Source organism: Amycolatopsis sp. NPDC051102 (genome assembly GCF_040682815.1).
Taxonomy (GTDB): domain Bacteria; phylum Actinomycetota; class Actinomycetes; order Mycobacteriales; family Pseudonocardiaceae; genus Amycolatopsis.
On sequence record NZ_JBFBBT010000013.1, the window covers coordinates 233,244 to 256,835 of the forward strand.

General features: G+C 72.3%; 23 protein-coding genes and 1 pseudogene. 13 read left to right on the forward strand and 11 right to left on the reverse strand.

What is annotated here, in order from left to right; genetic code table 11:
• Nucleotides 1-5 precede the first annotated feature (5 nt).
• Complete coding sequence (locus AB0M93_RS31740; protein ID WP_364280069.1) at nt 6-1,292, reverse strand: extracellular solute-binding protein; 1,287 nt, start codon at nt 1,290-1,292, stop codon at nt 6-8.
• Nucleotides 1,293-1,553: 261 nt separating this feature from the next.
• On the opposite strand from AB0M93_RS31740, the gene AB0M93_RS31745 reads away from it, so the two are divergent.
• From AB0M93_RS31745 to AB0M93_RS31755, 3 genes are all read left to right on the forward strand, one after another.
• Nucleotides 1,554-4,292 carry a hypothetical protein gene (locus AB0M93_RS31745; RefSeq protein ID WP_364280072.1) on the forward strand — a complete coding sequence of 913 codons (2,739 nt, stop codon included), beginning with the start codon at nt 1,554-1,556 and terminating at the stop codon, nt 4,290-4,292.
• Entirely contained in the window at nt 4,289-5,305 is a 1,017-nt protein-coding gene (locus AB0M93_RS31750; protein WP_364280074.1) for a GDSL-type esterase/lipase family protein, read from the forward strand. Before AB0M93_RS31745 ends, AB0M93_RS31750 begins: the two co-directional genes overlap by 4 nt.
• A 96-nt stretch (nt 5,306-5,401) precedes the next feature.
• Entirely contained in the window at nt 5,402-6,358 is a 957-nt protein-coding gene (locus tag AB0M93_RS31755) for a hypothetical protein (RefSeq protein WP_364280077.1), read from the forward strand.
• 89 nt (nt 6,359-6,447) lie between these two features.
• On the opposite strand, the gene AB0M93_RS31760 is transcribed toward AB0M93_RS31755, so the two are convergent.
• Nucleotides 6,448-7,053 (reverse strand): TetR family transcriptional regulator, encoded by a 606-nt coding sequence (locus AB0M93_RS31760; RefSeq protein ID WP_364280080.1) that lies wholly within the window; start codon nt 7,051-7,053, stop codon nt 6,448-6,450.
• Between the two features lie 63 nt (nt 7,054-7,116).
• Here AB0M93_RS31760 and AB0M93_RS31765 point away from each other — a divergent pair, with 63 nt between their 5' ends.
• The 5 genes from AB0M93_RS31765 (at nt 7,117) to AB0M93_RS31785 (ending at nt 10,470) form a co-directional block, all read left to right on the forward strand.
• A complete protein-coding gene (locus AB0M93_RS31765) occupies nt 7,117-7,593 on the forward strand; it encodes a PPOX class F420-dependent oxidoreductase (RefSeq protein WP_364280157.1) in 477 nt (158 codons plus the stop codon).
• Between the two features lie 110 nt (nt 7,594-7,703).
• Complete coding sequence (locus AB0M93_RS31770) at nt 7,704-8,072, forward strand: STAS domain-containing protein (protein WP_364280083.1); 369 nt, start codon at nt 7,704-7,706, stop codon at nt 8,070-8,072.
• Nucleotides 8,073-8,093: 21 nt separating this feature from the next.
• Complete coding sequence (locus AB0M93_RS31775; RefSeq protein WP_364280086.1) at nt 8,094-8,894, forward strand: alpha/beta hydrolase; 801 nt, start codon at nt 8,094-8,096, stop codon at nt 8,892-8,894.
• Complete coding sequence (locus tag AB0M93_RS31780; RefSeq protein WP_364280089.1) at nt 8,894-10,129, forward strand: SpoIIE family protein phosphatase; 1,236 nt, start codon at nt 8,894-8,896, stop codon at nt 10,127-10,129. The genes AB0M93_RS31775 and AB0M93_RS31780 overlap by 1 nt, the downstream gene beginning before the upstream one ends.
• Nucleotides 10,126-10,470 (forward strand): STAS domain-containing protein, encoded by a 345-nt coding sequence (locus AB0M93_RS31785; protein ID WP_364280092.1) that lies wholly within the window; start codon nt 10,126-10,128, stop codon nt 10,468-10,470. The genes AB0M93_RS31780 and AB0M93_RS31785 overlap by 4 nt, the downstream gene beginning before the upstream one ends.
• 156 nt (nt 10,471-10,626) lie before the next feature.
• On the opposite strand, the gene AB0M93_RS31790 is transcribed toward AB0M93_RS31785, so the two are convergent.
• Nucleotides 10,627-11,532, reverse strand: coding sequence for a LysR family transcriptional regulator (locus AB0M93_RS31790; RefSeq protein ID WP_364280094.1), 906 nt, complete (start codon nt 11,530-11,532; stop codon nt 10,627-10,629).
• Between the two features lie 72 nt (nt 11,533-11,604).
• Between AB0M93_RS31790 and dapA the strand changes: the two genes are divergently transcribed.
• Nucleotides 11,605-12,465 (forward strand): 4-hydroxy-tetrahydrodipicolinate synthase, encoded by an 861-nt coding sequence (gene dapA / locus AB0M93_RS31795; RefSeq protein WP_364280097.1) that lies wholly within the window; start codon nt 11,605-11,607, stop codon nt 12,463-12,465.
• On the opposite strand, the gene AB0M93_RS31800 is transcribed toward dapA, so the two are convergent.
• Nucleotides 12,389-13,144: a class I SAM-dependent methyltransferase gene (locus tag AB0M93_RS31800; RefSeq protein ID WP_364280100.1), complete on the reverse strand. Its 756-nt coding sequence runs from the start codon at nt 13,142-13,144 to the stop codon at nt 12,389-12,391. The genes dapA and AB0M93_RS31800 overlap by 77 nt on opposite strands.
• A gap of 96 nt (nt 13,145-13,240) precedes the next feature.
• Between AB0M93_RS31800 and AB0M93_RS31805 the strand changes: the two genes are divergently transcribed.
• Together AB0M93_RS31805 and glmS are read left to right on the forward strand one after the other, a co-directional pair.
• Nucleotides 13,241-13,513 carry a hypothetical protein gene (locus tag AB0M93_RS31805; protein ID WP_364280103.1) on the forward strand — a complete coding sequence of 91 codons (273 nt, stop codon included), beginning with the start codon at nt 13,241-13,243 and terminating at the stop codon, nt 13,511-13,513.
• A gap of 12 nt (nt 13,514-13,525) precedes the next feature.
• Nucleotides 13,526-15,349 carry a glutamine--fructose-6-phosphate transaminase (isomerizing) gene (gene glmS / locus AB0M93_RS31810; RefSeq protein WP_364280106.1) on the forward strand — a complete coding sequence of 608 codons (1,824 nt, stop codon included), beginning with the start codon at nt 13,526-13,528 and terminating at the stop codon, nt 15,347-15,349.
• 3 nt (nt 15,350-15,352) lie between these two features.
• On the opposite strand, the gene AB0M93_RS31815 is transcribed toward glmS, so the two are convergent.
• The 7 genes and pseudogenes from AB0M93_RS31815 to AB0M93_RS31845 all read right to left on the reverse strand — a co-directional run bounded on the left by AB0M93_RS31815 (nt 15,353) and on the right by AB0M93_RS31845 (nt 21,166).
• Nucleotides 15,353-16,765, reverse strand: a complete 1,413-nt coding sequence (locus AB0M93_RS31815) for a BNR repeat-containing protein (protein ID WP_364280109.1) — start codon at nt 16,763-16,765, stop codon at nt 15,353-15,355.
• 78 nt (nt 16,766-16,843) lie between these two features.
• A complete protein-coding gene (locus AB0M93_RS31820; RefSeq protein WP_364280112.1) occupies nt 16,844-18,019 on the reverse strand; it encodes an FAD-dependent oxidoreductase in 1,176 nt (391 codons plus the stop codon).
• On the reverse strand, nt 18,016-18,216 hold the full coding sequence (locus AB0M93_RS31825) for a ferredoxin (protein WP_364280115.1): 201 nt from the start codon (nt 18,214-18,216) through the stop codon (nt 18,016-18,018). Before AB0M93_RS31825 ends, AB0M93_RS31820 begins: the two co-directional genes overlap by 4 nt.
• A gap of 20 nt (nt 18,217-18,236) precedes the next feature.
• A pseudogene (locus AB0M93_RS31830) lies at nt 18,237-18,841 on the reverse strand (TetR/AcrR family transcriptional regulator).
• Nucleotides 18,838-20,046 (reverse strand): cytochrome P450, encoded by a 1,209-nt coding sequence (locus tag AB0M93_RS31835; RefSeq protein WP_364280118.1) that lies wholly within the window; start codon nt 20,044-20,046, stop codon nt 18,838-18,840. The pseudogene AB0M93_RS31830 and the gene AB0M93_RS31835 overlap by 4 nt, the downstream one beginning before the upstream one ends.
• 116 nt (nt 20,047-20,162) lie before the next feature.
• Nucleotides 20,163-20,597 (reverse strand): pyridoxamine 5'-phosphate oxidase family protein, encoded by a 435-nt coding sequence (locus AB0M93_RS31840; RefSeq protein WP_364280121.1) that lies wholly within the window; start codon nt 20,595-20,597, stop codon nt 20,163-20,165.
• Nucleotides 20,594-21,166: a TetR/AcrR family transcriptional regulator gene (locus AB0M93_RS31845; protein WP_364280124.1), complete on the reverse strand. Its 573-nt coding sequence runs from the start codon at nt 21,164-21,166 to the stop codon at nt 20,594-20,596. The genes AB0M93_RS31840 and AB0M93_RS31845 overlap by 4 nt, the downstream gene beginning before the upstream one ends.
• A 90-nt stretch (nt 21,167-21,256) precedes the next feature.
• On the opposite strand from AB0M93_RS31845, the gene AB0M93_RS31850 reads away from it, so the two are divergent.
• Both AB0M93_RS31850 and AB0M93_RS31855 read left to right on the forward strand, forming a co-directional pair.
• Nucleotides 21,257-22,279, forward strand: a complete 1,023-nt coding sequence (locus AB0M93_RS31850; RefSeq protein WP_364280127.1) for an aldo/keto reductase — start codon at nt 21,257-21,259, stop codon at nt 22,277-22,279.
• Nucleotides 22,276-23,133 carry an LLM class flavin-dependent oxidoreductase gene (locus tag AB0M93_RS31855; protein ID WP_364280130.1) on the forward strand — a complete coding sequence of 286 codons (858 nt, stop codon included), beginning with the start codon at nt 22,276-22,278 and terminating at the stop codon, nt 23,131-23,133. Before AB0M93_RS31850 ends, AB0M93_RS31855 begins: the two co-directional genes overlap by 4 nt.
• Nucleotides 23,134-23,592: the final 459 nt, after the last annotated feature.

Below are 23,592 nucleotides of genomic sequence, written 5' to 3' on the forward strand. Positions count from 1 at the left end.
CTCCGTCAGGATCCGAGGGACTGCTGCGCGGTCTGCACCACGCGCGCGGCGCCGTCGGCGGCACTCGTGCGGCCGAAGATCACGTCGTCGTAGCCGCGCTGGAAGTCCCGCTTGACCGCCGCGGAGCCGGTGGGCCACAGGCCGGTCGCCGGGCCGATGCGGCCGGCCACCGACTTTTCGTAGTCGCACACCGCCTTCGTCGCGGCCTGGGCCGCGCCGCAGACCTGCTCGCGGATCGCGGTGTTCGGCGGCAGCCCGCGCGCCACGCCCAGCAGCTTGCCGGCTCCGGGGTCGTTGACCAGGAAGCTCAGCAGCTTGGCGGCGGCCTCCTTGTGCGCCGAGCGCTGGGCGACGGCGAAGGTGACCGGCGGCATGGCCGCCATCCCGGACGTCGTGCCGTCGGCCGGCAGCGGCGCCGCCTTGACGCCCGGGCCGTAGCTGGAGAGGTAGGCGCTGAGGCTGGAGTCGTAGTTGATCTCCGACCCCGCGTGCTTGGTGACCAGGCCCGAGTTCGGCATCGAGCCGTCCATCTTGGTGGTGACCTCGGGCGCGGTGACGGCCTTGGCCGCGCGCAGGTCGCCGGTCAGCGTCCAGAACCGCGTCAGGTCCGCGGCGGTGAAGCCGAGCTTGCCGTCGCCGGTGTAGAGCTGCTTGCCCTGCTGGTGCAGCCAGACCTCGAACCAGTCGATCGCCCAGCCGAAGTCGGTCGTGCCGGCCACCCCGGTTGCGGCCACCTTGCGCAGGCCCTCGCCGAACTGCGCCCAGGTCCAGCTCTGGCCGGGGCCGGACGGCGGCGTGACGCCGGCCTTGGCGAACACCGCGGGGTCGTAGGCCAGCATCTGCGTGGTCTGGCCGCCGGGCACGGCGTACTGCTTGCCTTCGATCTGCCCGCCGGCCAGCAGGGCGGGGGCGATGCCGGTGACGTCGACCGTCTTGCCGACGTAGGGGCTCAGGTCCTCGAGCACGTGCCGGTGCTGGTACTCCCCGAGCGTCGCGCGGTCCAGCTGGACCAGGTCCGGCGACGCACCCCCGGCGACCTGGGTGGAGAGCTTCTGGAAGTACGCGTCGTAAGCGGCGTACTCGGTCTGGACCGTGATGCCCGGATTGTCCTTCATGAACAGATCCACCGCGGCCTTCGTGACCTTGGCGCGGTCTTCGTTGCCCCACCACACGAAGCGGATCGTCGTGCTCCCCGCCGCGTCACCGCCGCCACCGCACCCCGTGACCAGCCCCGCGAGCGTGACCGCCACGACCGCCACGAGGCCCGCGCGCACCCCGAACCGTCCGTTCATCGGATTTCCCTTCCCGAATTCGGCCTTGAATCGGTTCAAGCACGGTAAGCGCCGCTCACTTGTGGCGTCAACCAGCAAAGATTTCGAAGAAAGCGCTGTCTGGTTCGAATGCGTCGAATGATTCCGCCGGACGCAGCAGCGTTTGATCACCGCTCTGAGAAAGCGCTTACTCGCCGACTGGACTGATCGGGTCGCCGAGGTTGACAACCTCCGCGGGGTCTGGTTTGAATCGGTTCACAGCGAGCTGACCGGAGGCCGACGATGTCCCCGCAGTCCCCTCAGTTCCCCCTGTCCAGACGAGTCTTCCTCGGCGGTGTGTCCGCGCTGGCGGCCACGGCCGTCACCCCGGCGGTGGCCACGCCGGCCACGGCGGCCACCCCGGCGACGGCCGGGGGCGAAGTGCGCCTGCACTGGCTGGACGGCAGGCCCGCCGCCACCACCGGCTGCGCGTTCGGCGTCCCGTGGCCGCGGGGCACGCTGGCCCGGAACGTCCCGCTCGCCCTGCACGCCGGGGACGGCGCACCGGTTCCGGTGCAGTCGTGGCCGCTGGCGTACTGGCCGGACGGCTCGGTGAAGTGGACCGGGCACGCCGTGTCCTCGGCCGCCACCGCGGACACCTTCGCGCTGACGCCGGGGACACCCGCGCCGCCACCGGTTCCGGTCACCGTGCGCCGGTCGCCGCGCGAAATCGTCGTGGCCAACGGAACGGTCGAGCTGAAGCTCGCCACCACGGGTGCCGTCGCCGTGCCGTCGCTCTCGCGGGCCGGCCGCGTCGCCGCCAGGGACGGCGAGCTCGTGCTGCAGCTGCAGGACCAGCCGGACGACGACACCCGGGCACCCCGCCGCGAGGACTGGACGGGGATCGTCGAACGCGCCGAGGTCGAGCAGTCCGGGCCGGTGCGCGCGGTGGTCAAGCTGACCGGCCGCTACCGGCGCGACCGCGGCCGCGGCACCCGCGCGATCCTCCCCTGGACCATGCGGCTCTACCTCGGCGCGGGCGACGAATCCGTGCGGATAGTGCACAGCTTCCGCTGGGACGCCGACGAAAACCACGACTTCGTCCGCGGGCTCGGCCTGCGGTTCTCGGTCCCGCTGACCGACGAGCCGCACAACCGGCACGTCCGGTTCGGCACGGCCGCCGGCGGTGTCTGGGGCGAGCCCGTCCGGGTGCTCACCGGCCTGCGCCGCGACCCCGGCGCGGCGGTCCGGAAGGCCCAGACCGACGGCACCGCCACCCCGCCGGTCGCCCAGTGGGGCCAGCAGGTGCGCGACGGGTACCAGAACTTGGCGCTGTGGAACGACTTCACGCTGTTCCAGGAGTCCGCCCGCCACTTCGCCGTGTGGAAACGCACCAGCGCGGCGGGCAGCTGGCTGAAGCACGCGGGCCGCGGCGACCGCGCGTCCGGCTTCGGCTACGTCGGCGGCACCGGCGGCGGGCTGGGCTTCGGCCTGCGCGACTTCTGGCAGCGCGCCCCGCGCTCGCTGGACGTCCGCGGCGCCGCCACGGACACGGCCTCGGTGACGCTCTGGTCGTACTCCCCGCTGGCGCCCGCGATGGACCTGCGCACCTACGACACCGTCGCCCACGGGCTCGACCTGTCCTACGAGGACGTCCAAGAAGGCTTCGCGACACCGCAGGGCATGGTGCGCTCGACCGAGCTGCGGCTGTGGGCGATGGCGGCCACGCCGGCCCGGGACACGGTCGCCGCGCTCTCGGCCACGCTCACCGCGCCACCGCAACTCGTCACGGACCCGGCCACCTACCACGCGGCCGGGGTGTTCGGCCGCTGGAGCCTGCCCGACCGCAGCACGCCCGCCCGCGCCGCTCTCGAAGACGGGATCGCGCGGGAGATCGGCTTCTACGCCGACCAGGTCGACGAGCGCGAATGGTACGGCTTCTGGCACTACGGCGACGTGATGCACACCTACGACGCGGACCGCCACGAATGGCGCTACGACGTCGGCGGCTACGCCTGGGACAACGCCGAACTCGGCACGGACGCCCTGCTCTGGTACGCCTTCCTGCGCTCGGGCGATCCGCGGACGTTCCGGCTGGCGCACGCCATGACCCAGCATGTGTCCGAGGTGGACACCCACCACAGCGGCCGGTTCGCCGGCCTCGGCTCGCGCCACGCCGTGGTGCACTGGGGCGACGGCGCCAAGGAGGCGCGGGTCGGCGAGTCGTTCACCAAGCGGTTCTCCTACTACCTCACCGCCGACGAGCTGCTGGGCGAGCTGATCCGGGCGTCGCTGCAGGCCGACGAGACCCTGCGCACGGTCGACCCGCTGCGCGAAGTGCTGCCACCGCAGACGAAGGCGCCGGCCCGCGTCCGGCTCGGACCCGACTGGTACGCGCTGGTCAGCAACTGGCTGACGGAGTGGGAACGCACCGGCGACGTCCGCTGGCGCGACCGGATCGTCACCGGCATGAAGGACATCGCCGCGTTCCCCGCCGGGCTGTTCACCGGCGAGGCCGGCGGCGCGGCCGGCTTCGACCCGGCGACCGGTCACCTGGTGAACCTGGAGAAGGGCGACTTCGACGGCGGCTACAACCTTTCGATGGCCTTCCTCGGCGAGCAGATCCTGTGGGAGGCGCTCGACCTGGTCGACGTCCCGGAGTTCCGCCGGACCTACCTGGACTTCGCCCGCTACGCCCAGGCGCCGTCGGCCGAGAAGATCGCCCGGTACGGCCGCGACTTCAACCCGGGGCTGTTCAAGACGATCTACTCCCGCGTCACGGCCTGGGCGGGCGAGCAGCTCGGGGACGCGAGCCTGCGCAGACGCGGCTGGGACCAGTTCACCAGCGATCCGGCGGGCAAGCCGTGGCCGCCCGCGGAACGCGTCACCGGCTCCGCCGTGGCGAGCCCGGTGACGGAGATCCCCACCCGGACCACGACGAACCCCGCGGGCGACTTCGCGACCTTCGCGACCAACGACTTCGCCCAGCGGAACCTGGCCATCATCTCGCTGCTCGCCATCGCCCCGGAGGAAGCGCCGTGAGAATCCCCGCCACCGTAGCCGCCGTCGTCCTCGGCCTCGGCCTCTGCGGGGTTCCGGCGGCCGCGTCACCGCATTGGACCGTGTGCACCGTTTCGTGCTCGTTCGACGTGCCCGCGGGCGACTACGAGGTCGAGGCGTTCCTGACCGGGCAGACCGGACTCGACGTGGAAGCCCGCAGGATCGCGCTCGCCCCGGTGGCCACCCCGGCGGGCCGGTACGTCCACCGGTCGGTGACGGTCGAGGTGCGCACGCCGGAGGGCATGCCGAGCGGGGAGGACGGGCCGGGAACACCGGGCCTGCAGGTGCGGCTCACCGGGACGACGCCGCGGCCCGCCCTGATCGCCGTGACCCCGAAACCGAGGGCCCCGCGGGTTTTCGTGCTCAGCGACTCCACCGCCGCCGACTGGGCGAACCTGCCGAAAAACGGCTGGGCCCAGGCGCTGCCGGAGTACTTCCGCGCCGGGCCGAGCGTGCGGAACTACGCCCAATCCGGCGCGAGCACGGTCAGCTACCTCGCGGACCCGCGGTACTTCGCCCGTGTCCGGCCGATGGTCCGGCCCGGTGACACGGCACTGATCCAGTTGGCACACAACGACAAGCAGACGACCGAAACGGACTATCGAGCCAATCTCGCCACGCTGATCGACGGCGTCCGCGCGCAGGGCGGGGCGCCGGTGCTGGTCACGCCCCCGGTGCGGCACCGGTTCGGCGCGGACGGGAAGCTCACGCCGCTCGGCCTGGTGGTCAACAACCTGGGCGTCGACCTGCCCGCCGTCATGCGGGACGTCGCCCGGCAGCAGCGGATCCCGCTGCTCGACCTGACCGCGCGCAGCAAGGCCCTGGTGGAAAGCCTGGGCGAGACCGCGTCTTGGCCGCTCTACCTGACGCTCGCGCACGACGGCGTCGACGATGCGACCCACCTGAGCCGGTACGGCGCCGAGCAGTTCGCCGCGCTCGTCGCGCAGGCGGTGGCGCAGGCCCGGTTGCCGCTCGCGCGGTTCCTCCGCTCCTGACGGGGCGGGGCCGTTTCCATCGGACGCGTCCTGGGTATTTCCCTTGCGTGGCAACCGACCATGCGTGTGTGCGTGCGCGCTGCGCGAGGTGAGGTCATGGTGACGATGACGGGTACAGGCGGTTCTTTGCCGATCAGCCTCGAAACCGCCGACATCGCGGACCTGGAAGCGGCGGTCGGCGTGCTGCGCGCGCTGGACTACCGGCAGGGCGGCGGGTTCTGCCGCGACGCCGTCCGGGTGGTCAAGACGGCGAGCCTGCTGCTGCACTGGGGCACGGTGCCGGGCCGATTGCGCGCGAGGCTGCACACGGTCCTGGCCGACGTGCACAACCTGCTGGGCTGGACGGAGTTCGACATCGGCCACCCGGTCCCGGCCCGCCGCCGCTTCGAACGCGCGCTGGGGCTCGCGGCCGAAGCGGGCAACGACAGCCTGGTGGCGAACATCCGCTACCGGCTCGGCCGGGTGCACCTGCACCACCACGACGTCCCGGGCGCGCTGGCCGAGTTCGCCCGCGGCCGCGCGGCGGCCGGCCGCTCGGATTCCCCCCGGGCGACGGCCATCCTGGCGGCCAACGAAGCCTGGGCGTTCGCCATGGGCGGCGACGAGCGCACGGCCCTGACCCGGCTCGCGGAGGCCGAAACGGCGTTCACCGAGGCGGGCCGGTGGCCGGACCCGCGCCCGTGGGAGGCGTTCTTCGCCGAGGCGGACATGGCCGCGATGCGCGGCACGGTGCTGACGGAACTGGCGGCCGGCCACCGAGGCGAAGCGATCGCCGAGCTGACGGCCGCGGCCCGCCGGTACGGCCCGGACATGGCCCGAAGCCGCTCCCTGACGCTGATCATGCTGGCCCAGAACCACGCAGGCCAGGGCGACCTCGACGCGGCGGCCCGCATCGGCGGCGAGGCGGTCGACCTGGCGGCGACCGTCGGCTCGGTCCGGCCGAAGGACCGGCTGGCCCCGCTGGAACGGCTGCTGCTCGGGCACCGGGGAGACCCGGTGGTCGGCACGCTGCCGGGCCGGATCGCGCAGTACCGCTCCCAGCCGTTGAACTGAGCCCGCCCCGATCCCCGTCGTGAGTGGTAAGGCGCGTTCTAACCCGCCTTACCACTCACGACCAGCCGCGGGCTGTCCGGAACCGCCCCTCAGCCGCCGTCCACGCTGACCGCGTTCAGTGCGCGGCCCAGCAGCTCCGGCAGCTCCGGCAGCTCGCCCCCGCCCCGCACCCACTCGTCGAGCGAAACGCGGACCGCCGCCATCGCCAGCGCCGCCAGCAGCCGGGGGCGCGGGTCGTGGCTGGCCGGTGCCTCGAAGCGGGGGGCGAGCAGCTCCGCGATCGCCCGCTCGTAGCGCTGGTAGGCCCGCGCGGTCCAGGCGTCGAGCGCCGGTGAGGACCGGGTCAGCCGGACCAGCTCGCGGATCCGGCCGGCCTGGGCCGGGAACTCCGCCGCGAGTTCGGCGAACGCCGCCACCAGCGCCTCCTGCGCCGTCCGGTCGCCCGGCTGGCGGGCGATCGCCTCGGTGACCAGCGTCAGCCACGGCCCGGCGATGCCCTCCGCCACCGCGCTCTCCTTGGTGTCGTAGTAGCGGAAGAAGGTCGCGCGCCCGACTTCGGCGTCCGCCGCGATGCGGTCCACCGTCGTGCCGCCTACGCCGTGCCGCCCGGCCAAGCGGGCCGCCGAGGCGGCGATCCGGGCGTTCGTCGCCCGCCTCTTGCGGACGGCCAGGCTTTCCGGTTCACTCCGAGACATAGTCTCATTCTGGACTATGTCTCATCGAGGAGCACGAGCGTGAAGCAACGCGAGCAGATCGTGATGCCGGCGGCGGAGATCGGCGCGTTCCTCGACGAGCAGCGGGTCGCCACGCTGGCCACGCTGGGGCCGTCGGGGCAGCCGCACCTCGTCGCGATGTGGTACGCCGTGCTCGACGGCGTCCTCTGGTTCGAGACCAAGGCCAAGTCGCAGAAGGCCGCCAACCTGCGCCGCGACGGCCGGGTCACCGTCCTCGTCGAAACCGGTGACACCTACGACACCCTGCGCGGCGTGGCGCTGGAGGGCCGCGCGGCGATCGTCGACGACCCGGACGCGCTGTGGGCGGTCGGCGTGAACGTCTGGGAGCGCTACACCGGCCCGTACACCGAGGACGTCCGGCCGATGGTCGAGCTGATGCTCGCCAAGCGGGTCGCCGTCCGCCTCGACGTCGAGCGGACGCGGTCGTGGGACCACCGCAAGCTCGGGCTGCCCGCGTTGCCGTACGGAGGCAGCACCGCCGTCCACCCGATCGGGTCATGAAGTCATGTTTGCCCGCCGGGAAGCCTGGGTAACACCGACCCGGTGAGGACTGGCAGGAGAAGGGAGCCGGGCATGGCATCGCGGTCGTCCAAGCAGGGGCAGGGGGCGTCGTGACGGCTGACGGCCACCGCATCCGGCCCCAGGATCTCCTGCGCGTGACGGCGGACCGCACCGGCGACGCGGTCGTGCTGACCGCGGCGGGCGAGCTCGACCTGCTCAGCGCTCCCCTGCTCGGCGACGAAATCGCCACGGCCCTGGCCGACGCACCGGCGTTGCTGGTGATCGACCTGTCCGAAGTGTCTTTCCTCGCTTCCATCGGCATCACGGTCCTGGTCGAAGCGCGCCGCACCGCCGGCCCCGGGACCCGGGTCCGGGTCGTCGCGCCCGAATCCGGCGTCGTCCACCGCACCCTCGGCCTGACCGGCCTGCACGAGGCGCTGGCCGTCGCCACCACCCGGGCCGCCGCGCTCGCCGGCTGACCGGGGGGGCAGGATGTCCCGGTGAGCATGCGCAGCAGGAACAACGTGACCGTCACCGGCCGGGAGGACGGCACGACCGTGCTGCTCGCGCACGGCTTCGGCTGTGACCAGAACCTGTGGCGCCTGGTCGTCCCGGATCTCGCGGAGCGGTACCGGGTCGTCATGTTCGACCACACCGGCGCCGGGCGTTCGGACCTGTCGGCCTGGACCCCGGAGCGCTACGGCAGCCTCGAGGGCTACGCCGACGACGTCCTGGCGATCTGCCGCGAACTGGACCTGCGTGACGTCGTGCTCGTGGGGCACTCGGTCAGCGCGATGATCGCCGTGCTGGCCGCCAACCGCGAGCCGGACCGGTTCGCGAAGCTGGTGCTGCTCACCCCGTCGCCGTGCTACGTCGACGACGGGGACTACCGGGGCGGGTTCAGCCGCGCCGACATCGACGAGCTGCTCGCCGCGCTCGAGTCGAACTACCTGGGCTGGTCGGCGACGATGGCGCCGGTCATCATGGGCAACCCGGACCGCCCGGAGCTGGGCGAGGAGCTGACGAACAGCTTCTGCCGCACCGATCCCGCGATCGCGCGGGTGTTCGCCAAGACGACGTTCCTGTCCGACAACCGGGCCGATCTGGCCGAGGTGAAGGTGCCGACGCTGGTGCTCGAATGCGCGAACGACGCCATCGCGCCGCCGGAGGTCGGGCGGTTCACCCACGAGCAGATCGCCGGCAGCACGCTGGTGACGCTGGCCGCGACCGGGCACTGCCCGCAGCTGAGCGCGCCGGAGGCGACGGCCGCCGCGATCACGGCGTTCGTGAGCGGCCCGTGATGTGTGAAGCCGGGGACCAAGCGGGCCCCGGTCACCGCGAGAACGCCGGCCCGGCGTTCTCCGCACTGCTGGAGGACAGCGCGGAAGACCTCTACGAGCACGCACCCTGCGGCTACCTCTCGACGTTGCTGGACGGCACGATCGCGAAGATCAACGCGACGCTGCTCGGCTGGCTCGGCCGCGAACGCGACGAGGTGGTCGGCCGGCTGCGGTTCGCCGACCTGCTGACCGTCGGCGGCCGGATCTACCACGAGACGCACTTCGCGCCGCTGCTGCGCATGCAGGGCGAGCTCGGCGGCGTCGCGTTCGAGCTGAAGGCCGCGGACGGGACCCGGCTGCCGGTGCTGGTGACCTCGGCGGTCAAGACCGGCTCCGACGGCGAAGCGCAGCTGATCCGGACCACGATCTTCGACGCGCGCGACCGGCGTGCCTACGAGCAGGAACTACTGCGGGCGCGGGAAGAAGCCGAGCGCGAACGCGACCGGGTGCAGCGGCTGGCGCGGACGCTGCAGCAGACCCTGCTGCCGCCGGCCCTGCCCGAGGTGCCCGGCCTGGAAGTCGCGGCGTACTACCACCCCGCGTCCGCCGACGAGGTCGGCGGCGACTTCTACGACCTGTTCCCGCTGACCGGCGGCCGGTGGGGGTTCTTCCTCGGCGACGTGTCGGGGAAGGGCGCCACCGCGGCCGTGATGACGTCGCTGGCGCGCTACACGCTGCGGGCGGCCGCGGTGTCCGACCCGGACCCGGTCGCCGCGCTGAGCCTCCTCAACACCGCGCTGCACCAGGAATACCGCGGCTCGGACCCGCGCTACTGCACCGTCATCCACGGGCACCTCGAGCGCCGCGGCGACGGCGCGGCGATCACCCTCGCCACCGGCGGGCACCCGCCGGCGCTGCTGATCCGCGCCGGCGGCGCCTCCCGGTTCCTGTCCGCGCCGGGCGGCCAGCTGGTCGGCGCGTTCGCGCACGCGCGGTTCACCGCCGTGGACGTCCTGCTGGAACCGGGTGACACCTTGCTGCTCTACACCGACGGGCTGACCGAAGCCCGCGCGGACGGCCGCGTCCGCTACAGCGAAGAGCAGCTGCAGACCGACCTGGCCGGTCTGACGCCGGCCACCGCGCCGTCGGTGATCGGAGCGGTCACCGACCTGCTCGCCGGCTTCGGCGACGGCGTCGAAGACGACACCGCCCTGCTGGCGTTGAGCATCCCGCTGCACGGAGGCGATCGAGCGTGACCGGCATCCCGTTCTCCGTCACGACCCGCACCTCCGAGGCCGGGGCGGTCATCACGGTCCAGGGCGAACTCGACGTGGCCACGGCCCCCCGGCTGCGCGCCGCGGCCGACGCCGTCACGCTGTCGAGCGGCCGGCTGCTGGTGGTGGACCTGGCCGGGGTGACGTTCTGCGACTCCAGCGGCATTTCCGCGCTCATCGCGGCCCGAAACCTCGCGGAAGAAGCCGGCGCGGGAGTCGCGCTGGTCGCCGTGCCCGCCCGGCTCGCCCGGACGTTCGCGCTGATCGGCCTCGCGGACTTCTTCCCGACCTACCCGACGGCCGAAGACGCCCTCAGCGACTGACGATCCCGAAGGCGAGCAGGGCGGCCACCTTGAGCACCCCGAGTCCGATGTAGCCGAGGTGCGCGTGGCTGCGCGGCCCGGTTTTCCCGGCCAGCACGCGATCCGACCGCGCGGTTTCGGCTACAGCGGTCCCCGCCCCACGGCGACCGCCCCGGGTCACGACGTGCGCTCGGCCACCCCGCCGAGCTCGGCCAGCACCGCCCGGATCGCCGGGCTGGCCTCCGCGCTCCGCCGCCACGCCGCGTGGACCTCGCGCTTCGGCGGCCGCCGCAATGGCCGGGCGAGCAGGTTCTCCCCCAGTGGTGGCCGGGCCAGCCGCGGGATCAACGCGATCACCTGGCCCGCTGCCACCAGCGACAGCTGCGTCGCGAAGTCGTCGACCAGGTGACGGACGTCCGGCTCCGCCGGTGCGGCCGCGAACAGGCGGCGGAACCACTGGTGGCACACCGTTCCCGGCGGGCTGGTCACCCACGCGTGTCCCGCCAGCTCGGCCTCGTCGAGCGGGGCGGCCTGCTGCGCGAGCGGGTGCGTGCGGCTCATCACCACGTCGCCGATGTCGGTGTGCACCCACCGCTGGACCAGCGACGGCGGCAGCGGCGAGAGCGGCAGCCCGTCCGCGTCGTGGACGACGGCGAGGTCGGCCGTGCCCGCGCCGACGCTGCGCAGGGCTTCGTCGGGGTCCTGCTCGGTGAGCTCCACGCGCAGCTCCGGGTACGCCTGCCGGGCCACGATCGGCGCGAGCAGGCCGCGGATGGCCGTCGAGAACGCCACCACCCGGAGCGTGCCGCGCGGGGCGCCCGCCGAGACCGACTTGGCCGCTTCGGCGCAGCGCTCCAGTGCCTGGAACACCTCGGGGGCCGCGTCGATGATGGCCTGCCCGGCCGGGGTCAGCACGACCCCGCGGCCCGCCGGCGCCAGCACCGGGACCCCGACCTGGCGCTCCAGCCGCTTGATCTGCTGCGACACCGCGGACGCGGTGAACCCCAGCTCCTCGGCCGCCCGCGCCAGCGTCCCGAGCGCGGCCACCGAGCGCAACGCTCGCAGCGCACCCACCTCGATCATTAAGCCAGGCTACGCAGTACCGGCAAAAAAGCATCGCTGGACCGCATCGATCACTCCGGGCAAGGTCGGGTCATGACCGAATTCGGCGCCAACCTCGTCGCGATGGTGACCCCCATGGAGCCCGGCGGCGGGCTGAGCGAACCCGGCCTCGCCCGGCTCGTCGACCACCTGCTGGCCACCGGCTGTGACGGCCTCGTCGTCGGCGGGACCACCGGCGAGTCCCCCACCCTGTCCGACGCCGAGGCCGCCGGCCTCGTCCGGGCCGTCGCCGCCCGGACCGGGGGCCGCGCGCGGGTGATCGCGGGCGTCGGCACCTACGACACCGCCGCCAGCGTCCGCCGGGCCCGCGAAGCCGAGGCCGCCGGCGCGGACGCGCTCCTGGTCGTCTGCCCCTACTACTCCCGGCCGACGCAGGACGGCGTGCTCGCGCACTGCCTGGCCGTGGCGGACGCGACCGAGCTGCCGGTGATGCTCTACGACGTCCCCGCGCGGACCGGCGTCGCGATGGCGCTGCCGACGCTGGTCGAGCTGGCCCGCCACCCGCGGATCCGGGCGGTCAAGGACGCGAAGGGCGACCTGTTCGAAGCGATGACGGTGATGAGCCGGACGTCGCTGGCGTACTACTGCGGCATCGACGAGCTCAACCTGCCCTACCTCGCCTGTGGCGCCGCGGGCCTGGTCAGCGTCGTGGCCAACGTGTCGGCGGACCGCACCGCGGACCTCATCCGCGCCGTCCGCGACGGCGACCTGGTCAAGGCGCGGGCGGTCAACGACGCACTGATCCCGCTGACGGACACCCTCATGCGCGCCGGCACGGGCGCGGCGAACGCCAAGGCCGCGCTGGCCGAACTGGGGGTCATTCCGTACGCGACGGTCCGGCTCCCGCTGGTGGAAGCCGGTACACCGACACGTGCGACCCCGACTCCGCCGTGAACTCCGCGCCGGCCCAGTCCGCGTGCCGGGATTCCAGTTCGAACCCGGCCAGCCGGCCCATCAGGTCCAGCTCGGCCGGCCAGACGTAGCGGTGCGGGGAGCGGCCCACCCGCGCCTGCCGCCCCTCGCCGAAGGTGAAGTGGTGCGAGACGAGGTGCTGGCGCACTGTGTCGTAGGTGTCTACCCCGACGTAGCCGGAGTCGGCGTGGAACACCATGGCGTCCTGCCCCGGCGGGAGCCGCCGCAGCTCGGGGACACCCAGCTCGACGACGAACCGGCCGCCCGGGTCCAGGTGGCGGGCCGCGTTGCGGAAGCACTCGACCTGCTCGTCCTGGGTCAGCAGGTTCGAGATCGTGTTGTAGACGAGGTAGACCAGCGAAAACCGGCCCGCAGCGGTGGCCGTCGCCATGTCGCCGACGACGACCGGGAGCTCGGCTTTCGCCCGCAGCCGGGCCAGCATCGCCTCGGACAGCTCGATGCCGGTGACGGGTACCCCGCGTGCGGCTAGCGGGACGCCGATGCGGCCGGTGCCGATGGCGAACTCCAGCGCCCGCCCGCCGTCCGCCAGCGCAGCCAGGCGCTCCACGGCCGGGCCGACGACTTCGGGGGCGAACATGCCGCTGCCGGGTGTGTCGTAGCGCTCGGCCGTTTCGGCGTCCCAGATGTCTGCTTGGCGCACGCCGTCCACCTTCGTCCGGCGCCGGCAGGGCTGTCCAACCATGTAGATCTTGCCCGAATTCGGGCAAGAATTTGGGTTTCACTCCTTCGGGAGGGCATGATGTCCGGCGTGGCGGAGACCGAGATCGTCGAGCGGGTGGCCGCGTCCGCCGGGCTGCCGCCGGGGGTGGCCGCCCGGGTGGTCGACGACGTGCTGGCGTTCTACCGGACGCCGGCCGAGGGCTACGTCCGCCGCCGGCACGCCGAGCTGCAGGCCGAGGGCCGGAAGAACCCCGAGATCTTCCCGCTCATCGCCGCCGAGCTGCGGGGCCGGCTGGTGGCCGCGCCCGACCTGTCCGAGCGGCAGCTGCGCCGCATCGTCTACGGCTAGAAAGGTTCGCCCATGTGCGGAATCGTTGGCTACATCGGCGGCCAGAACGCCGCCCCCATCCTGCTCGAAGGCCTGACCCGGCTGGAGTACCGCGGCTACGACTCGGCCGGCATCGCCGTGCTCGGCGCCAAGAACAGCGCCCAGGTCCACCGGGTCGTCGGGCGCGTGCGCAACCTCGCCGCGGCGCTGCCCAAGCGGCTCACCGGCAAGGTCGGCATCGGCCACACGCGCTGGGCCACGCACGGGCCCGCGTCGGAGGCCAACGCGCACCCGCACACCTCCGAAGACGGCCGCGTCTGCGTCGTCCACAACGGCATCATCGACAACGCCGACGCGCTGCGCGCCCAGCTCGCCGACGCCGGGGTCGAGCTCACGTCCGAGACCGACACCGAGGTCCTCGCCCACCTGATCGCGCGCTCGACGGCCGAGACCCTCGAGGACGCCGTCGTGGACGCGGTCTCGCGGATCACCGGCACGTACGCGATCGCCGTCACCGACTCCGCGCACCCGGACCGGCTGGTCATCGCGCGCAACGGCTCGCCGCTGATCATCGGCGTCGGCGAGCGGGAGATGTTCGTCGCCAGCGACCTCGCCGCGCTGGTCCGGCACACCTCGCAGGTCGCCCACCTCGACGACGGCGAGTTCGCGACGATCTTCGCCACCGGCTACCGCACCTTCACCGTCGACGAGAGCGACACGACCAAGCCGGCCACCGAGATCGACATCGCCGCCGAAGACCTCGACCTCGGCGGCTACCCGCACTACATGGCCAAGGAGATCCAGGAGCAGCCCGATTCCGTGGCGCGGATGATCCGCGGCCGGCTCGACGACCGGTTCGGCGTCGCCCGCCTGGACGGGCTCAACCTGACGCCGCGGGAGCTGCGCGGGTTCAGCCGCGTCAAGATCCTCGGCTGCGGTTCGGCCTACTACGTCGGCCAGATCGGCGCGACGATGATCGAGGAGCTGGCGCGGATCCCGGCCGACGCCGAAGCGGCGTCCGAGTTCCGCTACCGCAACCCGATCATCGAGGCCGACACGCTCTACATCGCGGTCAGCCAGTCCGGCGAGACGATCGACACCGCCTTCGCCGTCGAGGAGATCAAACGCAAGGGCGGCCGGGTCGTCGGCCTGGTCAACGTGGTCGGCTCGACGATCGCCCGCGCCTGCGACGGCGGCGTGTACCTGCACGCCGGCCCGGAGATCGCGGTCGCCTCGACCAAGGCGCTGACCAACATGGCGGTGGGCTTCGCGCTGATCGCCCTCTCGCTCGGCCGGGTCCGCGATCTGTCCAATGCGGACGGTCAGCGGATCATCGCCGCGATCCGCGCGCTGCCCGGCCAGATCAAGACCGTGCTGGACAGCGAGCCGGAGATCGCCGAGCACGCGAAGACGGTGGCCGCGGCGAACAGCCTGTTCTTCGTCGGCCGCGTCCGCGGCTACCCGGTGGCCCGGGAGGGCGCGCAGAAGTTCAAGGAGATCTCCTACCGCCACGCCGAGGCGTACCAGACCTCCGAGCTCAAGCACGGCCCGCTGGCGCTGATCGACGAGGCGCTGCCCACGGTCGCCGTCGTCCCGTCGGACGAGCTGACCGAGCGCAACCTGGCCGCCGTGCAGCAGATCCGGGCCCGCGGCGGCGCGGTCCTGGCGGTGACCCACGGAGGAGTCGACTTCGGCGAGCTCGACGTGCCGCGGATCGTGGTGCCCCGGACCGAACCGGAGCTCGACCCGGTCCTGCTGACGATCCCGTTGCAGCTGCTCGCCTACCACGCCGCGCTGACACTGGGCTACGACATCGACAAGCCGCGCAACCTGGCCAAGTCCGTCACCGTGGAATAGCGCTCAGCCCAACCGGAAGTCGGCCACCCGGATCGGCGACGGCGTCGTCCCGCTCGAAGCCTGCTGGTACATCACGGAAAGCACGCCGTCGGTGGCCAGCCGCGAGTCGTCGACGTCGACCTCGCCGAACGCGTCGAGATCCGGGCTGTGCACCGTCGTCCAGTCGGTCCAGCCGCTCGCCTTCGTCGCCGCGACGATCCGCCCGTACGGCATCACGAGGTAGGCGTTGTCGCCGCGGTCGAAGACCAGCTTCGTGCGCTGGGTCGACTCGGGCGCGACCGGCACCTCGTGCTTGCTCCAGCCGCCGTCGGCCGCCCGGCTGAGGAAGAACGTCCGGCCGTACTGCTTGCGCTGCGCGGAGTAGCCCGAGACGCACTGGGTGAACCGGCCGGGCACGTAGCTGATCACGACGTGCGGCTGCCCGGCGGAGTCGACGGCCTGGCTCTCCTGGTTCATCAGCGCGTGGTCGACGCCGAGCGGGTCGACGACCGTGCCCGGCGAGGACACGGCCACCGGCGTGCCGCCCGTCGTCGCGACGACCGTGCCCGCGTTGTTCCGCCAGGTCCGGCCCCGGTCGTCGCTGGAGACGTAGCCGGTGTCGTGGTTGGCCAGCCCGCCGGCGTTGCACAGGACGCCGGAGTTGCCTTCGCGCCAGGTGAAGGCGGCGTGCAGCCGGCCGCCGGGGCCGTAGGTGATGCCGTGCAGGTACATGTTGCGCGTCGTGCTGGTGACGCCGTTGCCGGACGTCCACGAGCCGGTCGCCGACGACCACTTCCCGAGCTTGCGCCAGCTGCCGCCGCTGTATTCGGCGAGTTCGTTCGTGCCGTTGCCGGACGCGCCGGTCCGGTAGCTCAGCTGCAGCTTCCGCTCCGGCGTGACGACGAACTGCGGGTAGGTGATCGCGCCGAGGTCGACGCCGTTCAGCGTGCGCTGCACCGCCCCGAACGCCGACGACGTCCAGGCGTGCGAAGCGGGCGTGGAGAGCAGCCCGGCCACCGATTCGACGTAGAAGACCTGGTTGCCGTGGGTGTCCATGGCCACGTGCAGCCGGCCGTCTTCCGGGGAGACGCCCATCGAGATGACGTTGTGCGAGTCGTCCACGGTCAGCTTGTGCGGCAGCACGACGGTCTGCCATGCGCCCGCGGCCACGGCCCGGCGGGCGAGCACGGCGCTGCGGTCCGCGGTGTACCAGGCGGCGTACTGGTAGCCCGCGTAGCCGAAGATGCCGCTCTGCTGGAAGGAGTCGTTGTTCACCAGCCCGTCGTAGGACACGAAGTACAAAGCCTTCGCGTCGAGCTGGGTGTCGCCGATCTTCACCACGGACACGGCCGCTTCGGCGGGGGCGGCCGGCAGCAGCGGCAGCGCCGCCGCCACCAGGACGCCGAGGATCCGGGAAAGCGCTCTCTTCATGGCCATGGCCCATCCTTCCGCGGTGTTAACGCGAACAAGGATCGACCCCCGGCCGGGCCGCCGTCAACCGACGGACGGCGGGTTTCAGGTTCTCCCGGCGAGGACCACGCCCGCGATGTCCTGGCGCCGCAGCCGGGCTTGCTTGGGCATGCTCCAGCCGAGCACTCCGGTGACGACCCCGCCGCGGTGGTACTGCGCCACGAACCGGCCCTCGCGCGGATCTCCCTCCACAATGGACACTTCGGCGTCTGCGGACAGCGTGCCGTGGACGTGGATCCGGGCGTCGAACTGGTGGGTCCAGAAGTACGGCACCGGCGTGTACGGCCGATCGTCACCGAGGATGTTCCCGGCGACGGCGACCGCCTGTTCGATGGCGTTCGTCCGGTTTTCCAGCCGCAGCAGCGCGTCGAGCCCTTCGTGGTGCCACCGGGCGACGTCGCCCGCGGCGTAGATCCCGTCCGCCGCCCGGCACCGGGAGTCGCACACGACGCCGTTGTCGCACAGCACTCCACTGCCCGCCAGCCAGTCCGTGGCCGGCACGGCCCCGAAGGCGACTACGACGACGTCGGCGGCCAGCACCTCGCCGGACGCCAGCCGCACCCCCGCGACGCGCCCGTCTTCCGCGGTCAAGCCGGTGACCGCGGAGCCCAGCCGCAGCTCGACACCGCGAGCGGCGTGCAGCTCGGCGAGCAAGCCGGCGGCGAGCGGCCCGAACTGGTAGGCCATCGGCGCGGGCTGCGGCCCGGTCAGCGTGACCGGCACGCCCAGCCCGCACACGGTCGCGGCGATCTCCGCGCCGAGCACGCCGTCCCCGACCACCACCACCCGCCGGCCCGGCAGCAGCTCCGCGCGCAGGGCCAGCGTGTCGTCGAGGGTCCGCAGCACGTGCACCCCGGCGAGGCCGTCCTGGCCGGGCAGGACCCGCGGCCGCAGCCCGGTGGCGAGCACGATCGCGTCCGCGGTCAGCACCCGCCCGGCCGCCGTGTGCACGGTCCGCGCGCGGGCGTCCAGCCGCACGGCCGGGTCGCCGAGCACGAACTGGGTGTCCAATGCAGACAAGGCGTCGGGCGTCCGCAGCTGCGCCTGCGCCGGCGTCCAAGTCCCACCCAAGACCTGTTTGGACAGCGGCGGCCGATCGTAGGGCAGGTGCGCCTCGGCGCCCAGCACGGTGACCCGGCCTGGGTAACCTTTGCGGCGCAGGGCTTCCACGGTCGCGAGCCCGGCGGCCGAGGCGCCGACGACCAGGACGTCGCCGATCATCCCTCCTCGCTGACCGAGATCGCGACGCCCGGGCACACGCTCGCCGCCTCGCGGACGGTGACGTGCAGCTCTTCGCCGGGGTGCTCGTCGAGGAGGATGACGATGCCGTCGTCGTCGCGCTGGTCGAACACGTCCGGGGCGAGCATGACGCAGGTGCCGGCGCCGCAGCACTTGGCTTTGTCCACGGTGACCTTCATGGTGGTTCCCTTCGTTCGGGTTACTTCGTGACCGGCGCGAGCCACAGCCCGGCCAGTGCGTCGGTGAGGCCGGTGGCGGTGCCGCGCCAGCCGGCCCTCGAGGTGTGGGCGCGCTCCCGCCCGGCCATCGCGTGGACCACCAGGAGCCGGGTGAGGTCGTTGCGTTCGGCGCGGACCTCGGCGGGCAGCTCGGGCAGGCACCGGTAGAGCCCCTCGAGGGTCCGCCCAGCGACGGGGACGTCAGCGTCTCCTCGACGATGACCGCGCGCAGCGACGGCTCGGTCAGCACCTGGGCGGCGAACCGGGCGAACCAGGTAGGCGCACCCAGCTCGGCCAGGTGTTCGGTGGTGGGGTGCACCAGGCACCCGAGCCAGTCCCGCAGGTCCGCGGGGCCGCGGTCCAGCCTGCGGTCACGCAAGCGTTCGATCGGCCCGGTGTGCTTGCGGACGATGGCCCGCACCAGCTCGGCCCGGGTGCCGAAGTGGTAGCCGACGACGGTGTTGTTGCCCTGCCCCGCCGCCTCGCCGATCTGCCGGTTGGACACCGCGAGCACACCGTGTTCGGCGCAGAGCCGTTCCGCCGCCACGAGGATCCGCTCGCGGGTGGCCTGCGCCCGGTCCGTCACCAGCGGACGGGCAGTTCCCGCAGCCCGCCGACCGCGAGTCCCTCGACCCGGCGCAGCTCGCCGGCCGGGACGGCGAGCTCGAGCGACGGCAGCCTGCGCAGCAGCACCTCCAGGACGACCTGCAGCTCGGTGCGCGCCAGCGGCTGGCCGAGGCACGCGTGGGCGCCGGCACCGAAGGCCAGGTGCGGGTTCGGGCTGCGGCCGAGGTCCATTTCGGCGGCGTTTTCGAACGCGTTCTCGTCGCGGTTGGCCGCGGCCATGCTGCACATCGCGGTGGTACCGCCCGGCAGCACGGTGCCGCCGACCTCGAAGTCCTCGGTGAGGTAGCGCTGCATGCCCACGCCCGCGTTGGCGTCCACCCGCAGCGATTCTTCGACCGCCGTGCGCACCAGCGACGGATCGGCGAGCAGCCGCTCCCACCGGCTCCGGTCGGCCAGCAGCATCGCCACCATCTTCGCGATCATGTTCGCGGTGGTCTCGTGCCCGGCGATGAGCAGGCCGATGCCGGTGGCGGTGAGCATCGCGTCGGACCAGTCCACGCCCTCGGCGATCAGCGCGCTGAGGATGTCCTCGCCGGGTTCGGCCCGCTTGCCGGCGATGTGCCCGCCCATGTACCGGCCGAACTCCGCCTGCGCCGCGTCGAACTCGGCCTGGGTGTAGCGGGTCATGCTCAGCATGACGTCGGACCAGTGCGCGAACCGGTCGCGGTCGGCGTCCGGCACGCCGAGCATGTCGCAGATGACCCAGACCGGCAGCGGGAAGGCGAGGCCCGCCTTGAGGTCGCCGGGCGCCCCCTTCGCGACCAGCTCGTCGATGAGCTGCTCGGCCATCGCCGCCATCCCGGGCCGCAACGCGTTCATCCGCTTGGCCGTGAACCACTTGCCGAGCAGCCGCCGCCACTTCAGGTGCGCCTCGCCGTGCTGCGGGAGCACGGTCGCCATCTCGCTGTTGAACACCCCGCCGGACTCGGTGTCGGCGACCCGCGCGGCGTTGTCCGCCGGGGTCGGCCGGGTGAACCGCGGGTCGGACAGCACGGCCCGGACGTCGTCGTACCGGGTGATCAGCGCTGCTTCGTCCCCGCTGGCCAGTGCGACGCGCGCGACCGGGCACTTCTCCCGGAACTCCGCCCATTCGGCCGGCGGCTCCAGCGCCGCCGCGGCCTCGAACGGGAACCGCGGCAGCGGATCGGTGTGGCTTGGCGTCATGACGGGCCTCTCGTCGGTGAATGTCCCCTGCCCGAGGATGGCCACGATCGCCGATTAAGTCAAGCAGTTGATTTAATCAATGGTGACGGCGATGTCCCGGCAAGCGGCGCCCGGAGTTATTCGCGTTCGACCTTGCGCAGCCCGCCCGCGGGCGTCCACCACTCGACGACCAGCAGCGTCGCCGCTTCGTTCAGGTGGGTGTGCACCACCTCGGCGACGTCGGCCACGAACCGCTCGCCGTCTTCGGTGCGCACGCGCCCGGCGAGCTTCGCCTCGCCCGGCCACTGCGCCTCGGCGCCCTCGACGGGGTCGACCGTGGCGCTGTGCAGCGCGAACCGCGGGTCCCGGCGCAGGTCCGCGCCCTTGCGCGCGTGCGGCATCGAGCCGAAGACCAGTTCGCCGTCCTCGAAGTTCGTCTCGATCCCGGAGATCCGCGGCGAGCCGTCAGCCCGCAGGGTCGCGATCGTCTTGTGCTTGTGCGCGTCGAACAGGGCCCGCACGCGCCCCGCGAACTCCGGCTCCGCCGCCTCGAACTCCCGCCACGCCGTCATGCGTCCATCGTGCCGCACCGCAGCCCGGCGACGAGGACTTTCACCATCCGGCGCGCGTCGTACCGGGGATCGTCGGCGCCGATGCAGAGGTTGCCGACCCCGCGCATCAGGTCCAGGGGCGCCACCTCGGCCTGGATCTCGCCGGCCGCGGCGGCGGCGTCGAGCAGCTCGGCGCACACCGGCACCAGCCGGTCGAGGAAGTACGCGTGCAGCGACTCGAAGCCGGCGTTGTCCGACTGCAGCGCCCCGGCGAGCCCGTGCTTGGTCACCAGGAAGTCCACGAACAGGTCGATCCACTGCGCCAGCGCGGCGTACGGCGAGTCGTTCGCGGCCAGCAGCGCCGGCCCCGCCTCCGTGCAGGCGTCCACCTGGTGCCGGAAGACGGCGATGACGAGGTCCGCCCGGGTCGGGAAGTGGCGGTAGATGGTGCCGACCCCGACCCCGGCCTTCGCCGCGATGTCGCGCACCGGCGCATCGACCCCGGAGGCGACGAAGACCGCCGCCGCGGCGTCGAGCAACGCCTTCTCGTTGCGCCGGGCATCCGCCCGCTTGGGCTTGTGCTCGCCCACCGATCCTCCCGGGGTTGCTAAGCGGAACAAGGTTCCGTATCGTTAGCGGAGCAACGTTCCGTTTGCTCATGATGCCACGGAGGCACTCCCATGCAGTACCGCACCCTGGGCCGCACCGGCGTCCAGGTCAGCACTCTCGCGCTGGGCGCGATGAACTTCGGCGCGATCGGGCGCGTCACCCAGGACGAGGCCACCACCATCGTCGACGCCGCCCTCGAGAGCGGCATCAACCTGATCGACACCGCCGACATGTACGGCCAGGGCGAGTCGGAGGTGATCGTCGGCCAGGCGATCGCCGGCCGCCGCGACGACCTCGTGCTGGCCACGAAGGCGACCATGCCCATGGGCGAAGAGCGCAACCACCGCGGCAACTCGCGCCGCTGGCTGGTGCGCGCGCTCGAGGACAGCCTGCGCCGCCTCGACGTCGACCACGTCGACCTGTACCAGATCCACCGCTGGGACCCCACCACGAGCGACGAGGAAGCGCTTTCCGCACTGACGGACCTGCAGCGCGCGGGCAAGATCCGCTACTTCGGCTCGTCGACGTTCCCCGCGTACCGCATCGTCCAGGCGCAGTGGGCCGCGCGTGAACTGCGGCTCGGCCGGTACGTCACCGAGCAGCCCAGCTACTCGATCCTGCAGCGCGGCATCGAAGCCCACGTGCTGCCGGTGACCGAGGAGTACGGGATGGGCGTGCTGGCGTGGAGCCCGCTGGCTTCGGGCTGGCTGTCGGGCGCGATCCGCGCGGGCCGGGAAATCGGCAGCAGCCGCGCGAAGGTCCTGCCGCAGCGCTTCGACCTCGACGTCCCCGCGAACCAGGCCCGGCTCGACGCCGTCGAGAAGCTGGCCAAGCTCGCCGAGCAGGCCGGCCTGACGCTGATCCAGCTCGCGCTCGGGTTCGTCACCGCGCACCCGGGCGTGACGAGCGCGCTCATCGGCCCGCGGACCCTGGACCACCTGCGTTCGCAGCTCGAAGCGGCGGACACGGTGCTGCCCGCCGACGTCCTCGACGAGATCGACACCATCGTGGCGCCCGGCACCGACCTGGCCCCGGACGAGAAGTTCGACACCCCGCCGTCGCTGCTCGACCCGTCCCTGCGGCGGCGCCGATGAGCTTCGGCATCCTGACGGCGCCTCAGCAGGTCGGCTACGACGAGATCCTGCGAGTGTGGCGGGAAGCGGACAAGGTGCCGGAGATCGAGCACGCGTGGCTGTTCGACCACCTGATGCCGATCGCCGGCGACCCGGACGGCCCGATCTTCGAGGGCTGGACGCTGCTGTCGGCACTGGCAGCCCAGACATCGCGAATGCGGATCGGCCTGCTGGTCACCAGCAACCGCTTCCGCCCACCGGCCATGCTGGCGAAGATAGCCACCACGGTGGACATCATTTCCGGCGGCCGCCTCGACTTCGGCATCGGCGCGGGGTCCCGCCCAAGCCACCCACTGGCGAGGCGCGAGTACGACGGCCACGGCCTCCCGTACCACGACCAGGCCAACGCGGTGGCAGCACTGGCGGAGGCATGCACGGTCATCCGTCGCTTGTGGACGGCCACTTCGCCGTTCGACTTCGCGGGTTCACACGTAACCTTGACCGGAGCATTCGGGAATCCCCGCCCGGTACAGACCCCGCACCCCCCGATCATGATCGGCGGCCGGGCGAGTGCAACGCTGCGAGTGGTGGCGGAGCACGCGAACATGTGGAACATCCCGGGCGGCGGGGATATCGAGGACCTGGCCGGGCGCAGCCGTCTGCTGGACAAGTATTGCGAGGAGATCGGCCGCGACCCGGCGGAGATCGTGCGGTCGATCTTCCTGCCGGTGGATTATGAGCGGCCGGGGGTGACGCGGGGGAAGATCGCCGAGGCACGGGAGGCCGGGTTCGGGCATTTCGTGCTGGGGCTGGCGAATCCGTATCCGGAGGGCATTGCGGAGTGGGTGGCGGACGAGCTGATCCACAGGTCGTGAGAGGCAACCGCGCTCGACTCCGATGAAGGAGCTGGGTGGTCATCCCGTCGCCTGAGGCCGTGAAATCACTTTGAGCCGGGCCCGCAACATGGAGCGCAACGGGAGATGGCAGCGCAAGATTGCGGGCCCGGCTCAAAGTGATAGGCCTCAATCAGGCGACGGGATGACCACCCTGCGGCCCACCTCCCCCACGAGAGATGACAGCGATCCCGGTGGTCATCCCGGAGCCTGCCCGTCCGGCGAGGACATGCTTTTGTTCTTTGCCGCGGCAGAATTCTCTGCCGCGGCCAAGCAGCGGGTCCGCCCCCCCCCGCCCCTCCGGTGGGAGTGTCAGTCGCCGCTCGGGTTTGTCAAGGCGGGAAAGTGAAGTGCTCCGAGGCTTCCGGACACGTCTTCCAAGTAGACTGCTGGAGGATCCGGAGGAGTGTTTCATGGCCAGGAGACAGCGAAGGTATTCGC

Bases quoted from the DNA above. Each gene is read 5' to 3' on its own strand.
- AB0M93_RS31740 (WP_364280069.1), bottom strand. From the start codon at position 1,292: ATGAACGGACGGTTCGGGGTGCGCGCGGGCCTCGTGGCGGTCGTGGCG.
- AB0M93_RS31745 (WP_364280072.1), top strand. From the start codon at position 1,554: ATGTCCCCGCAGTCCCCTCAGTTCCCCCTGTCCAGACGAGTCTTCCTC.
- AB0M93_RS31755 (WP_364280077.1), top strand. From the start codon at position 5,402: ATGGTGACGATGACGGGTACAGGCGGTTCTTTGCCGATCAGCCTCGAA.
- AB0M93_RS31760 (WP_364280080.1), bottom strand. From the start codon at position 7,053: ATGTCTCGGAGTGAACCGGAAAGCCTGGCCGTCCGCAAGAGGCGGGCG.
- AB0M93_RS31765 (WP_364280157.1), top strand. From the start codon at position 7,117: ATGCCGGCGGCGGAGATCGGCGCGTTCCTCGACGAGCAGCGGGTCGCC.
- AB0M93_RS31780 (WP_364280089.1), top strand. From the start codon at position 8,894: ATGTGTGAAGCCGGGGACCAAGCGGGCCCCGGTCACCGCGAGAACGCC.
- AB0M93_RS31790 (WP_364280094.1), bottom strand. From the start codon at position 11,532: ATGATCGAGGTGGGTGCGCTGCGAGCGTTGCGCTCGGTGGCCGCGCTC.
- dapA (WP_364280097.1), top strand. From the start codon at position 11,605: ATGACCGAATTCGGCGCCAACCTCGTCGCGATGGTGACCCCCATGGAG.
- AB0M93_RS31805 (WP_364280103.1), top strand. From the start codon at position 13,241: ATGATGTCCGGCGTGGCGGAGACCGAGATCGTCGAGCGGGTGGCCGCG.
- glmS (WP_364280106.1), top strand. From the start codon at position 13,526: ATGTGCGGAATCGTTGGCTACATCGGCGGCCAGAACGCCGCCCCCATC.
- AB0M93_RS31815 (WP_364280109.1), bottom strand. From the start codon at position 16,765: ATGGCCATGAAGAGAGCGCTTTCCCGGATCCTCGGCGTCCTGGTGGCG.
- AB0M93_RS31820 (WP_364280112.1), bottom strand. From the start codon at position 18,019: ATGATCGGCGACGTCCTGGTCGTCGGCGCCTCGGCCGCCGGGCTCGCG.
- AB0M93_RS31825 (WP_364280115.1), bottom strand. From the start codon at position 18,216: ATGAAGGTCACCGTGGACAAAGCCAAGTGCTGCGGCGCCGGCACCTGC.
- AB0M93_RS31835 (WP_364280118.1), bottom strand. From the start codon at position 20,046: ATGACGCCAAGCCACACCGATCCGCTGCCGCGGTTCCCGTTCGAGGCC.
- AB0M93_RS31840 (WP_364280121.1), bottom strand. From the start codon at position 20,597: ATGACGGCGTGGCGGGAGTTCGAGGCGGCGGAGCCGGAGTTCGCGGGG.
- AB0M93_RS31850 (WP_364280127.1), top strand. From the start codon at position 21,257: ATGCAGTACCGCACCCTGGGCCGCACCGGCGTCCAGGTCAGCACTCTC.
- AB0M93_RS31855 (WP_364280130.1), top strand. From the start codon at position 22,276: ATGAGCTTCGGCATCCTGACGGCGCCTCAGCAGGTCGGCTACGACGAG.